A 12,183-nucleotide genomic window follows, 5' to 3' on the forward strand; every position below is an offset into this window, starting at 1 on the left:
AGCCGCATCGCGCGCAAGCGCGCTCCTACAATGAACGTCCTGACATCATCGTACGGTCGGCACGCGCCACGCCAGCAGCAACGTCCAGCTCCACCAGCACACCAGCACCACGCGCGCACCGAGCTGATCGCCGAACAGCGACGGCACCAGCAGGCACAGCGCCACCAGCGCGCAGATGACCAGCGACGGCCAGCGCACCGCACGCAGCGCGATGCCCGCCATCAGCGCGCCCGCGCCGAACGCCAGGTTCCAGACCATCCATGCCGTGGCATGCCAGCGGCTGGCACCGGCATCGAGTTCGTTCGGATCCAGGGTCCAGACGCCCTGCGCCGCGAACGCCAACGCGGCCAGCAGCCACAGGCGCAGCGCAATGCCGGCGCCGAGCCCTTCGTTAGGCAACACCTCGCGCAGACGCAGCGCGGCGAACGCGACAACGAGACCTGGCCCGATCCACGCCAGCAGATTGAACAGCCACGCCAGCGGCATGCCGCGCGCGCCGGACCACGCCAGCGGCGCGCCCGCAGGCACGGCGGTCATCACCGCGAACACCAGCAGGGCCAGCAATGTGCAGGCATGCGCGCCCGCGACCATCGGGAGCAGACGCGCGCCGTTCACGCCGCCCAACGGAACACCCCCTCGACACCGACGCCGAACGTCCGCGCGATCCGGAACGCGAGTTCCAGCGACGGCGCATAGCGCCCCGCCTCCAGCGCGATGATGGTCTGCCGGGTGACCTGGCAGGCATCCGCCAGCGCCTGCTGGGTCATCTCGCCGTTCTCGAAGCGCAGCCGGCGGATCTCGTTGGAAATGGGGGTGCCGGTCATCGCAAGCGGCTCATCTACGGTCCTTCCAGTACAGCAGTGCTGCGCGCCATTGCCCGATCCCGTTGGCAACGAACAGTAGTGCGAACACGGCTGCCACAGTGGCCCGCGCATCGAGGTCAACGTCCGCGTGCGTGGAAGCAAATGCATAGAGGGCAGCGCCCGTCACGATCAGCGCCTCGGTCGCTCGCTTCGCCCAACGTGTGCCTTCTGCCTGGATGACGCGATCACGCTCGTCTTCCACGACGCCGCGATGCCGCGACCTCGCTGCCAGACGTCGTTTTCGAAAAGCGGGCGCCACCACCACTGCAACGCCGTACGAGAACAACATCAGATAGGGCCACCAGCCATTCCCGAGGGTTCCCGCCGCAATCATCTGCAGGAAAATCACGCCGGCAAGAAAGCCTTGGGTCAGGTACCAGGCATCGCTTTCGGCCGGCGAGGGGCCTTCTCCCTCGGCCGACAGCCGCGTGCTTCGCCACGCCAGACTCGCGACGTACACCAGGAGCACCAGCACGGGTCCAAGCGTCAGCGCCCGGCCAGCTGGATCCCTCGCCACGAACAGGATGCCGAAGCCGAGACACAAGGCCGTCGGCCAGACTGCGGAAAAGGCAGAGACCTTCCTCGCCGCGCTGATGACGGGGACGCCCGAGATTTCCATCCTGTCGACTCCGTTCGAAGCAAAGTAAAAAATACCTTACATCGAGCATCCGCCATGTCAACTATTTTTGACATGGTTGTATCCTGCGCATCCGTCGCCATCCTTCGGGATCGCGCACGGCGCACTCCCTCTTCAACGGACTTCCGCATGCTCCTCGATGGCAACGCCCCCGCTCCCGCTGCCCTGCCCCATGTCTTCGACGCGACCACGGCGACCTTCGAGACCGAGGTGTTGCAGGCGTCGTTGCAGACTCCGGTCCTGATCGATTTCTGGGCCGAATGGTGCGGCCCGTGCAAGTCGCTGGGGCCGGTGCTGGAAAAGCTGGCCGCCGAATACAACGGCGCGTTCGTGCTGGCCAAGGTCGATGTCGACAAGGAGCAGCAGATCGCGGCCGCGTTCCAGATCCGCTCGGTGCCGACGGTGTTCCTGCTGATCGGTGGCCAGCCGGTCGACGGCTTTCCGGGCGCGCTGCCCGAGGGCGAGATCCGCGCGTTCCTGAAGAAGCACGGCATCGAGCCGGCCGAGGGCGTCGTCGAAGACGCCGAACCCGCGCCGCTGGACCCGGTTGCCGAAGTCGCGCGTCTGCGCGAGGCGGTCGTCGCCGCGCCGGACAAGGCCGAACTCAAGCTCGACCTCGCACTCGCCCTGCTGCAGACCGGCGCGACGCAGGAAGCCGAGACGCTGCTGGATGGTCTGCCGGCGAACCTCGCCACCGACGACCGCGCGGTCAAGGCGCGTGCGCGTCTGGGCTTCGCCACCGTGCTGGCCGGCGCACCGTCGACCGAAGCGCTGCAGGCGGCGATCGAGGCCGATGCCGGCGATCTGCGCGCGCGTCATCTGCTCGGCGTGCAGCACATCGTCGCCGGCGCCACCGAAGCCGGCCTCGAACAGTTCATCGAACTGCTGCGCCGCGACCGCGATTTCGACGACGGCCTGCCGCGCAAGGCGCTGATCGATGCATTCCGCATCATCGAAGATGCCGAGCTCGTCGGCCGCTACCGCCGCAAGATGGCATCGCTGCTGTTCTGATCCGGCGCGCCTCCGGGCGTCTCCGTACAGCGGCGCATGGCAAGATCGGCGTCCCCTCGCCGATCGCCCGCCCATGACGCCACGCCGCTTCCGCCTGCTGATGAACCTGTGGCCGCCGTTCCTGTTTTCGGGCATCCGCGTGACCCGGATCGACGATGGCTTCCGGCATGCGCGCGTCGAACTGCGCCAGCGCTGGTTCAACCGCAACTACGTCGGCACGCATTTCGGCGGCAGCCTGTTCGCGATGACCGATCCGTTCTGGATGATCATGACGCTGCGGGCGCTGGGCAAGGACCACGTGGTCTGGGACAAGGCCGGCGAAATCGAGTTCATCCGCCCCGGCCGCGGCACCGTGCACGCGGCCTTCGATCTCGACGACGCGACGGTCGAGGCGATCCGCACCGTCACCGCCGACGGCAGCAAACATCTGCACTGGTTCACCACCGACGTGCTCGACGCCTCGGGCGAACTGGTCGCCCGCGTGCGCAAGCAGGTCTACGTGCGCCGCAAGCGGCGCAGCGGTCAGTCCGAGGTTGTGGTCGATTCGACGAGATAGGGCGGCAGCGGCAGCGACCAGGTCGCGCCGCGGCTCATGTTGTACCCGGTGTCGTATTGCGCGATCTCCAGCGAACGCCCGTCCGCGGTGACTGTGATGTCGCGCGCCGGACTGCGCAGGTCGCCCGGGCGACGCGCGAGGCGTTCGGCGAGCGTCCCGGTATCGGGCTCGTCGCGCAGCCAGGCGAGCGTTGCGAGGAGTTGCAGGCGCGCGCGGTGGTCCAGCGCCCGATTGGCATAGTGCACGTATCCATCTCCCGTGTCGGCGAGGGCGCATCCGAGGCTGTTCGCGACGCATTCGATGCGCTGCCAGGCGGGCCGGGGCGAGGCTGTCGCAACGAGTGGCGCGTCGTGCTGCAGCGTTTCCACGCCTACCAGGCAGGGGGCTGCCATCTGTTCGGCGATCAACGCGCGGAAACTGTCTGGCTGGAACACCAGCCAGGCCCACGGATCGGCCGCATACGTGTGGCGCGCAGACCGGACGAACCCCGTGCTCCATGCGAGTTCGCCGCGCATCGCGGGGCAGATCGAGGCTTCGTCGGCCGCCGGTGACGCAAGCGCGCGCTCGCAGTTCGCCGGCAGTGGCATGTCGCGCGGCATTTCCGCCAGCATGCTCGCCAGCAGGGCGCCATAGCCGTTGGTGGCCAATGCGGTCCCAGACGTCTGCACGATCAGCGTGTCGCTGTTCGCGCCGATGCGGCGCAGCGTTGCGAAGTCCCGACAGGTGGCCTCCAACGCCTCTGCCCGTTCACCGCTTACGAATTGCACCGCATGCGCAGTGACGGGCCAGGCCAACAGGGTCCACGGCTGGAGCGGGGACCTGTGGTCGGGTGGAATGCGCGATGCATGATGGCCGTATGCCGACAGCGCTTCGACACGCTCGATCAACCGGGCATTGGCCTGCACCAGTGCCGCGTAGCCCTCGAATGCGGACGACACTTTGGCCAGACAGCCTGAGCCGCCTGCACTGCAGGGCTCGACCGCGCCACGCACGGGTTTCAGCTCCGGATATCGACTGGCGGCGCTGGTGAATACCAGCGGACCACCTGGTTCGCGCAGCGCCTCGGCCAGCGCCTGCATGTCCGCATCCGCGACCGCGGTGATCTCCGCCTCGGGCACGTCATACGGCAACACCCAGATCGCATCGAAGGCATTGCGTCCTTCGAACGTGTTCGGCGCTTCCAGCAGTTCCAGTGCCGCGCGCTGCGCCGGCGTCGGTCCACGCACTTTCGACCATGTCCACAGCGCTGCAAGCACCAGCACCACGACCAGCAACCCCAAGCCCAACCGCTTCAACCAGCCCATTCCCGACTCCCCTGATTCGCATCCTGCGGACCGGCAGTCTGCCATTTCGACCGGCATGTCTGCGACTGCTCGACGGGCAGACCAGCGCCGTGTCCAGAGGCGCGACAGGTATCCTGTGCGCCGCGCCAGACCCTGCCCGGACGCGCGAAGCACCCGTTCCCATGCGTGCAGTACGCAACTCGCAGACCCACGCCCGCCTCCACCGCCCTGAATGCCGATGCTCCGACTCACCGACCTCAAATTGCCCCTCGACCACGACGATGCCGCGCTGCCCGCGGCGATCATCGCGCGCCTGGGCATCCATGCCGACGAGCTCACCGGTTTCACTGTGGCCAAGCGCAGCTACGACGCGCGCCGTCGCGGCGCGATCGTGCTGATCTATTCGGTCGATGTCGAGACGCCGCGCGAGGCCGATATCCTGCAGCGGCTGGAACTCGATCCCGAGGCGGCAGCGGCAGGTGAGCAGGGCGATGGCGCCGTGGCCAGCGGCAGCGGCAAGGTCGGCCCGTCACCGGACACCTCGTACCGGTTTGTCGCACGCGCGAGCGATGCCCTGCCGCTGCGCCCGCTGGTCATCGGCACGGGGCCCTGCGGCCTGTTCGCAGCCCTGGTGCTCGCGCAGATGGGGTTCCGCCCGATCGTGCTGGAACGCGGCAAGGCCGTGCGCGAGCGCACGGCGGACACGTTCGGGCTGTGGCGGAAGAAGGTCCTGAATCCCGAGTCCAACGTGCAGTTCGGCGAAGGCGGCGCCGGCACGTTCTCCGATGGCAAGCTCTACAGCCAGATTTCCGACAAGCGCCACCACGGCCGCAAGGTGCTGACCGAATTCGTCGCGGCCGGTGCGCCGGAGGAAATCCTCTACGTCAGCAAACCGCATATCGGCACGTTCCGGCTGGTGTCGATGGTCGAGCACATGCGCGCGACCATCGAATCGCTGGGCGGTGAGATCCGATTCTCCAGCCGCGTCGACGATCTGCTGGTCGAATCCGATGCCGACGGCGTGCGGCACGTGCGCGGCGTGACACTCGCAGATGGCGAGGCGATCCGCAGCGACCACGTGGTCATGGCGCTGGGCCACAGCGCGCGCGACACCTTCGCGATGCTGCACACGCGCGGCGTGTTTCTCGAAGCGAAGCCGTTCTCGATCGGTTTCCGCATCGAGCACCCGCAATCGCTGGTCGATGCCGCGCGCTTCGGCCCGCAGGCCGGCCATCCGCTACTGGGCGCGGCCGACTACAAGCTGGTGCACCACGCCCGCAACGGCCGCTCGGTCTACAGCTTCTGCATGTGCCCGGGCGGCACCGTGGTGGCCGCGGCCAGCGAACCCGGGCGCGTGGTGACCAACGGCATGAGCCAGTACTCGCGCAACGAGCGCAATGCGAACGCGGCGATCGTGGTCGGCATCACGCCCGAGGATTTCCTGCCCTACGCACCGCAAGGCGGGCCGCTCGCCGGCATCGCCCTGCAACGGCACTGGGAGTCGAATGCCTTCGTGCTCGGCGGTGGCGAGTACGAAGCACCGGGACAACTGGTCGGCGATCTGCTCGCCGGGCGCCCGTCGGGTGCACTGGGCAGCGTGGTGCCGTCGTACACGCCCGGCGTGCGCCTGGGCGATCTGTCGAACGCATTGCCCGAGTACGCGATCACCGCGATCCGCGAAGCCCTGCCGGCATTCGACCGGCAGCTGCGCGGCTTCGCGATGCACGATGCGCTGCTGACCGGCGTGGAGACACGCACCTCGTCACCGTTGCGCATCACCCGCCATGCCGATGGCCAGAGCTTGAACACGCGTGGGCTGTTTCCGGCCGGCGAAGGCGCAGGCTACGCGGGCGGCATCCTGTCGGCGGGCGTCGACGGCATCAAGGCGGCCGAATCGGTGGCCATGGCGATGGTCGCAGCCGGACACGCACGCGCGGCCTGATCGCGCGCGGCCTGCATCCGCCCGCACCACGCGCTGCGTACCCATCGATCACACTGGACGCATCGCAGACCGCGGACCGCAGGCGCGCCACGCATCACACCGTTTTCCGTCGCGCCGTCGCTATGCTGTGCGACGCACAGGGGGAACCATGCCGCATACGCCAACCGGGCCCGATTCGACGGTCTTTCCGGACATCGCCGGTTACCGGTTGCTGCGTGTCATCGGACACGGCGGCATGGCCACGGTCTATCTCGGCACGCAGCTGTCGCTGGGGCGTGACGTGGCGATCAAGGTCATGCTGCCCGAGGCGCTCGCCGACGAGGTGAGCCGCCGACGCTTCGAGAACGAAGCGCGCACCATTGCCAGGCTCGAGCATCCCAACATCGTCGGCATCCACGAGGTCGGCCGCACCGAGGACGGGCTGCCGTGGTACGCCATGCCCCATCTGCCGCACGGCCATCTGGGCAGTCGTGACCTCACCGGCGACCACGCCCGCGTGCGCGACGTGCTGCGCGCCCTGCTCTCCGCCCTGGCGTATGCGCATGCGCGTGGCGTGATCCATCGCGACGTCAAGGCCGAGAACGTGCTGTTCGACGAGGCCGACCGGCCGCTGCTGGCGGATTTCGGCATCGCCCTGCGTCGCGGCTACGGCACGCGCGTCACCATGGTCGGGCTGGCCGTCGGCAGCACCGCCTACATGGCACCGGAGCAGGCGCGCGGCCAGCAGGTCGACTTCCGCGCCGATCTCTACAGCGTCGGCGTACTGGCCTGGGAAATGCTCAACGGCAGTCTTCCGTACCAGGGCGAAGACGCACTGTCGATGGCGATCGCCCACACCCAGAATCCGATTCCACGGCTCGCCCCGCCGCTACGCCACTGGCAGCGCTTCATCGATCGCGCGCTGGCGAAATCGCCTGGCCGTCGCTTCGCCGATGCCAACCAGATGCTGGCGGCGCTGGCGCAGGTGCCGCAGCGCGACGGCAAGCGCGAGCCGGTCGTCACCGCCACCTTCCGTCGCCTGGGCGAAGGCGCGCGTCGCGTCGGCAACGGCGCGCGACGGGTATCGCCGATGCTGTGGATCCCGGCTGTGCTCGTGGTCGCGGCCGGGATCGGGTTCCTGCTGCGCCCAATGCAGGTACCGGGCGCCGATACGGCCGCCTCCGGTCAGTCGCGCGTCGCGGGAAGCGGAAACGCACCGGTCGATGCCGAAGGCCTGGCCTACGACGATGCACGCACGCCGGTCGCCGAGGCCACACCTGAACCGGCGACGCCGCAGGCTGCGCCGGTTTCGGCGTCCGACCGCCATCTCGGCGAGGCGGAACGCCAGCTGCGCGCTGGCCGGTTGGCTGCGCCCGTCGGCGCGAACGCGTTCGAGTCGCTGACGCGCGCCTGGCAGGCCGATCGCGAGCATCTGCGATTCGCGCCCCTGTCCGCACGCGCCATCGATGCGGCCGGTGCGCGCGCCATCGCGTCGATCGCCAAGGGCGACCACGGCAACGCGGCCTCGCTGCTGACCGCGGCGCGCCAGCATGCGATCGCGACCGGACAGGCGGATGGCGATCCGATGCGCCGGTTGCGCACACGCGTCGACGACGCGCTCGAAACGCATATCGGCCAGGCGGTCACCGATGTCGATCGCGGCGAAGCGGTCGCGAGCCTGGCCTCGGCCGAAGCCGTGGGCCTCGATGCCGCCGCAACCGCGCGCCTGCGCCGCCAGGCCATGACCATTCCCGATGTCACCGCACTCGCTGCCAGCGTCGCTGGCGGTGCGCGCGTGGTCCGCAGCAGCGATGGCGTCTACGCGATTTCCAATGCACCCGTGAGCCGTGCGGATTACGCCGCGTTCGTTGCCGCCACCGGCCACAAGTCGGCCTCGTGCCGCGCGCGCGGCTCGGTGCTGCGGGCCCTGTCTTCGAAGGACTGGGAGGACCCCGGGTTCGAGCAGTCGCCTTCCGATCCGGTGGTCTGCGTGTCCTGGCACGACGCGGTGGAGTACGCGCGCTGGCGCAGCGAGCGCGAGGGCCGCAGCATCGTCGTCGCATCGACCGCGCAGGGCGCGAATGTCGCCACGCGCGCCACCGGCCCCGCCGAATGGCGCAGCGATTGCGCAGCGGCCTGCAAGGACCGCGTCGCAGCAGGCCGCAGCCAGCGCGACGAACTGGCCAGCCGGGCGCTCGATCCGCGCCGTGGATACGACGATGTCGGCTTCCGGCTCGCGCACCTGCCCTGACGCGCGTCCGATCCGCGCAACACCGTCCGCTGTCACACGCACGCGCCCACGCTTCCGCGGTACAGGTGCCGGGCGCATCATGTCCGGCCCCATCACCCCACGCGGATTCCAATGAGTGCCCACACCCTGGGCGGACGCCTGCAGCGTCTGTTCCTCACCGGCCTGCTGACCCTGCTGCCGATCTGGCTGACCTGGATCGTCGTCAAGTTCGTCTTCGTCCTGCTTTCCGACATCAGCACGCCCTGGGTCGCGCCGCTGGCGCACAGGATCGCTGCAGGCTTCCCCAATTCTCTGGGCTGGGCCAACGCCGCGTCCGTGCAGGCGACCATCGCGCTGCTGGCGACCATCGCGCTGATCCTCGGCGTGGGCTGGCTCGCGCGCCGGGTCATCGGCCAGCGAATGCTGTCGTGGGTCGACGTGCTGGTCCGCCGCATTCCGCTGGCGAACGTGATCTATTCCAGCGCGCGCAAACTGCTCGACATCCTGCAGACCAAGCCCGACGGCACCCAGCGCGTCGTGTTGATCGACTTTCCGCATCCCGGCATGAAGTCGGTCGGCTTCGTCACCCGGGTGATCCGCGAACAGGGCACCGGACGCGAACTCGCCGCGGTGTACGTGCCCACCACGCCCAACCCGACGTCGGGCTATCTGGAAATCGTGCCGCTGGAGAAGATCACGCCGACCGACTGGACCGTCGACCAGGCGATGAGTTTCATCATCTCGGGCGGCGCCGTCGCACCGGACACGATTCCGTTCGATCCGCCGCGGGCCACGCCCGCCGAAGACGCGCCGTCGCCTTGAGCACGTGACCTCCGGCCCTTGCCACCGGCGCACAGGGTTCGACAGCATCGACACGCACACTTTCTGGAGCATCACATGAAGCAGCCGCTCGTCCTCGCCATCGCTGTCGCCATCGCCGCCGGCGGCGGACTCGCCGGCTGCAACCGCGATGCCCCCGCGCAGGCGTCGGCCGCCACCATCGCCGACGTGCCGGTCGAGGATGCGGCCGCGCGTGCCGCGCGGCTGACCACGCTCTATGCCGAGTACTGGGAAGAACTGCTCAAGCTCAACCCGATCCAGGCGACCTTCCAGGGCGATGCGCGCTACAACGACCAGTTGCCGGATTTCGGCAGCGCCGAGTACCGCGAACAGGTCCGCAGCTTCAACGAGCGCTGGCTGAAAACCGTCGAAGCGGTCGGCAGTGAAGGTCTGGCCGGGCAGGATCTGCTGAGCTACCGGATCTTCGTGCAGGAGCGTCGCAACGCGCTCGACGCCGAGCGCTTCCCGTCGTGGATGATGCCGGTCAACCAGATGGGCAGCATCGTCAGCTACGTCGTGCTGCTGGGCTCGGGCACCAACGCGCAGCCGTTCGCGACCGTGGCCGACTACGAGGCCTGGCTGCGCCGTGCCGCGCGCGTGCCCGTACTGCTCGACACCGAGATCGCCAACATGCAGGCCGGCATCGAGGCCAATGTGGTGCAGCCGCGCGTTGTGATGGAGAAGGTGCTGCCGCAGTTCGACGCAATCCTCGTCGACGACGTGGAGAAGAGCCCGTTCTGGGGCCCGGTCGAGAAATTCCCGGATGGCATCTCCGACGCAGACCGCGAGCGCTTGACCGCCGCATTCCGCACGCTGATCACCGATCAACTCAACCCGGCGATCCGGCGCCAGCGCGACTTCATCGCCAACACGTACATCCCGAGCGCGCGCGACAGCGTCGGCCTCGACGCCCTGCCCGACGGCATGGCCTGGTATGCGTTCTCGGCGAAACAGCAGACGACCTCCGACCTGACGCCCGAGGCGATCCACCAGATCGGGCTGGACGAAGTGGCGCGCATCCACGAGCAGATCCGCGGCGTCATGGCGGAAACGCAGTTCGAAGGCTCGCTGCAGGATTTCTTCCGTTTCATGCAGACCGACCGCCGGTTCGAGTTCCGCTCCGAGGACCAGCTGCTCGCGCACTACCGGGCCATCGAGCAGAAGATCGAGGCCAAGGTGCCCGAGCTGTTCTCGCTGACGCCCAAGGCCGGTTTCGAGATCCGGCCCGTGGAAGCGTTCCGCGCCGAATCCGCGGCGGGCGGCTCCTACATGTCGCCCAGCGAGGACGGCAGCCGGCCCGGCATCTTCTACGTCAACACGTTCGATCTGCCGACGCGCAAACGCTGGGACGCCGAAGACCTGTTCCTGCACGAAGCGATCCCGGGCCACCATTTCCAGCTGGCGCTGCAGCAGGAGCTGACGGACCTGCCCGCGTTCCGCCGCTTCGGTGGCGAGACCGCCTACATCGAAGGCTGGGGCCTCTACGCCGAGAGCCTGGGCAAGGAGCTCGGCCTCTACACCGATCCCTATGACTACTTCGGGCGCCTGCAGGGCGAACTGTGGCGCGCGGTGCGGCTGGTCGTCGACACCGGCCTGCACAGCAAGGGCTGGACGCGCCAGCAGGTGCTCGACTACATGTTCGAGAATTCCTCGGTCAGCGAGCCGGACGCGATCGCCGAGGCCGAGCGCTACATCGCGTGGCCCGGCCAGGCGCTGGCGTACAAGATCGGCGAGCTCAAGATCCAGGAGCTGCGCAAGCGCAGCGAGGCCGCGCTGGGCGACGCGTTCGACATCCGGGAATTCCACGCCGAAGTGCTGAAGGACGGCGCGCTGCCATTGCCGCTGCTGGACGCGAAGATCGACGCGTGGATCGCGGCGCAGCGCGGGCGGATCGATGACCAGCCGATCACGACGGCGCCGGCGGGGGTGGCGTCGTAAGGCGGATCTCTCGAGCGCGGACTCGATTGCGGGTGCACTGACAGCCCATGTTGGTTTCCAGTGCGTCGAACCAGCGAACGCTGGAAGAGCTTTTCAACAGCACACAGTGCTGGTCACCCATTTTCGCTATCAGCCAAGATCAAGATGGCCCAGCATCCGCTGAAGCGACAGGACTCGGGTAGTCCTGTACTCCCCTGGATTTCCTGGACGCAGACCGCGCTTCAGTTTCCCTGGCAGCTGACGGAGCCAATTGCCTGCTTTTCTGTATTGAAGCGCAAGTCACTGGATCCCGGCTTTCGCCGGGATGACAGAACCTTTCAACATCGTCATCCCGGCGAAAGCCGGGATCCAGTGACTTCAGCCTTGCGCTCGGTCGCAGAGCTTCTCAGACAACACGCGCCTCCTGCCGCACCGCCGCTTGCCCTCCTCCACCCACCGCGCGATGCTGCAGCCCGTTCTCGCTGGGGAGGCGCCATGATCCGCACGATGTTCTCGGTGATGCTCGGCATGGTCGTCGCCATGATGGTGATGCTCGGGCTGGAGTTCGTCGGTTCGTGGATGTTTCCGATACCCGCCGGCCAACTCGCCAACGAGGCCGACCTGGCCGAGATCGTCGCGAACGCGCCGACCGGCAAGCTCGTCTGGGTGCTGCTGGGCTGGCTCCTCGCTGCGGTCTGCGGCGGCTGGGTCGCGGCGCGGCTCGCGCGCGTACGCCGGATCAGCGCCGCGATCGCGGTCGGCGTGCTGATCGTGCTCGGCGTGATCGGCAATGCCTGGATGTTGCCGCATCCGCTGTGGATGACACTGCTCGGCGTGATCGGTCCGATCCCGCTCGCCTGGTGCGGGGGCCGGCTCGCGCTGCGGCGCGATCGCGCCGACGCGCCCGCCTAGGACACAGGACGTT

Annotated in this window: 11 protein-coding genes; 7 read left to right on the forward strand and 4 right to left on the reverse strand. The window is 68.3% G+C overall.

Translation table 11 applies throughout. From position 1 onward, the window contains the following. Positions 1-45: 45 nt before the first annotated feature. Genes AC3IRM_RS11075 through AC3IRM_RS11085 form a run of 3 tightly spaced genes read right to left on the reverse strand, consistent with a single transcriptional unit; the run spans position 46 to position 1,482 of the window. Positions 46-615 carry a hypothetical protein gene (locus tag AC3IRM_RS11075; protein ID WP_489203203.1) on the reverse strand — a complete coding sequence of 190 codons (570 nt, stop codon included), beginning with the start codon at positions 613-615 and terminating at the stop codon, positions 46-48. Then, positions 612-824: a helix-turn-helix transcriptional regulator gene (locus AC3IRM_RS11080; protein ID WP_489203204.1), complete on the reverse strand. Its 213-nt coding sequence runs from the start codon at positions 822-824 to the stop codon at positions 612-614. The genes AC3IRM_RS11075 and AC3IRM_RS11080 overlap by 4 nt, the downstream gene beginning before the upstream one ends. 10 nt (positions 825-834) lie before the next feature. Then, positions 835-1,482 (reverse strand): hypothetical protein, encoded by a 648-nt coding sequence (locus tag AC3IRM_RS11085; RefSeq protein ID WP_489203205.1) that lies wholly within the window; start codon positions 1,480-1,482, stop codon positions 835-837. A 147-nt stretch (positions 1,483-1,629) separates the two neighbouring features. Between AC3IRM_RS11085 and trxA the strand changes: the two genes are divergently transcribed. Together trxA and AC3IRM_RS11095 are read left to right on the forward strand one after the other, a co-directional pair. Beyond that, a complete protein-coding gene (gene trxA, locus AC3IRM_RS11090; RefSeq protein WP_489203206.1) occupies positions 1,630-2,511 on the forward strand; it encodes a thioredoxin in 882 nt (293 codons plus the stop codon). Positions 2,512-2,584: 73 nt separating this feature from the next. Then, a complete protein-coding gene (locus tag AC3IRM_RS11095) occupies positions 2,585-3,067 on the forward strand; it encodes a DUF4442 domain-containing protein (RefSeq protein WP_489203207.1) in 483 nt (160 codons plus the stop codon). Here the strand turns inward: AC3IRM_RS11095 and AC3IRM_RS11100 are convergent. Further along, positions 3,034-4,524, reverse strand: coding sequence for a hypothetical protein (locus AC3IRM_RS11100; RefSeq protein ID WP_489203208.1), 1,491 nt, complete (start codon positions 4,522-4,524; stop codon positions 3,034-3,036). The genes AC3IRM_RS11095 and AC3IRM_RS11100 overlap by 34 nt on opposite strands. Positions 4,525-4,588: 64 nt before the next feature. On the opposite strand from AC3IRM_RS11100, the gene AC3IRM_RS11105 reads away from it, so the two are divergent. From AC3IRM_RS11105 to AC3IRM_RS11125, 5 genes are all read left to right on the forward strand, one after another. Beyond that, complete coding sequence (locus AC3IRM_RS11105) at positions 4,589-6,292, forward strand: NAD(P)/FAD-dependent oxidoreductase (RefSeq protein ID WP_489203209.1); 1,704 nt, start codon at positions 4,589-4,591, stop codon at positions 6,290-6,292. A gap of 148 nt (positions 6,293-6,440) precedes the next feature. After that, positions 6,441-8,522, forward strand: a complete 2,082-nt coding sequence (locus AC3IRM_RS11110; protein WP_489203210.1) for a protein kinase domain-containing protein — start codon at positions 6,441-6,443, stop codon at positions 8,520-8,522. A gap of 111 nt (positions 8,523-8,633) precedes the next feature. Further along, on the forward strand, positions 8,634-9,323 hold the full coding sequence (locus AC3IRM_RS11115) for a DUF502 domain-containing protein (protein ID WP_489203211.1): 690 nt from the start codon (positions 8,634-8,636) through the stop codon (positions 9,321-9,323). A gap of 75 nt (positions 9,324-9,398) precedes the next feature. Further along, positions 9,399-11,279, forward strand: coding sequence for a DUF885 domain-containing protein (locus AC3IRM_RS11120; RefSeq protein ID WP_489203212.1), 1,881 nt, complete (start codon positions 9,399-9,401; stop codon positions 11,277-11,279). Between the two features lie 474 nt (positions 11,280-11,753). Then, positions 11,754-12,170: a hypothetical protein gene (locus tag AC3IRM_RS11125; RefSeq protein ID WP_489203213.1), complete on the forward strand. Its 417-nt coding sequence runs from the start codon at positions 11,754-11,756 to the stop codon at positions 12,168-12,170. The last annotated feature ends 13 nt before the right edge of the window (positions 12,171-12,183 follow it).

It is taken from the genome of Luteimonas sp. KH_071 (assembly GCF_057838005.1).

Bases quoted from the DNA above. Each gene is read 5' to 3' on its own strand.
- AC3IRM_RS11080 (WP_489203204.1), bottom strand. From the start codon at position 824: ATGACCGGCACCCCCATTTCCAACGAGATCCGCCGGCTGCGCTTCGAG.
- AC3IRM_RS11085 (WP_489203205.1), bottom strand. From the start codon at position 1,482: ATGGAAATCTCGGGCGTCCCCGTCATCAGCGCGGCGAGGAAGGTCTCT.
- trxA (WP_489203206.1), top strand. From the start codon at position 1,630: ATGCTCCTCGATGGCAACGCCCCCGCTCCCGCTGCCCTGCCCCATGTC.
- AC3IRM_RS11095 (WP_489203207.1), top strand. From the start codon at position 2,585: ATGACGCCACGCCGCTTCCGCCTGCTGATGAACCTGTGGCCGCCGTTC.
- AC3IRM_RS11105 (WP_489203209.1), top strand. From the start codon at position 4,589: ATGCTCCGACTCACCGACCTCAAATTGCCCCTCGACCACGACGATGCC.
- AC3IRM_RS11110 (WP_489203210.1), top strand. From the start codon at position 6,441: ATGCCGCATACGCCAACCGGGCCCGATTCGACGGTCTTTCCGGACATC.
- AC3IRM_RS11115 (WP_489203211.1), top strand. From the start codon at position 8,634: ATGAGTGCCCACACCCTGGGCGGACGCCTGCAGCGTCTGTTCCTCACC.
- AC3IRM_RS11120 (WP_489203212.1), top strand. From the start codon at position 9,399: ATGAAGCAGCCGCTCGTCCTCGCCATCGCTGTCGCCATCGCCGCCGGC.
- AC3IRM_RS11125 (WP_489203213.1), top strand. From the start codon at position 11,754: ATGATCCGCACGATGTTCTCGGTGATGCTCGGCATGGTCGTCGCCATG.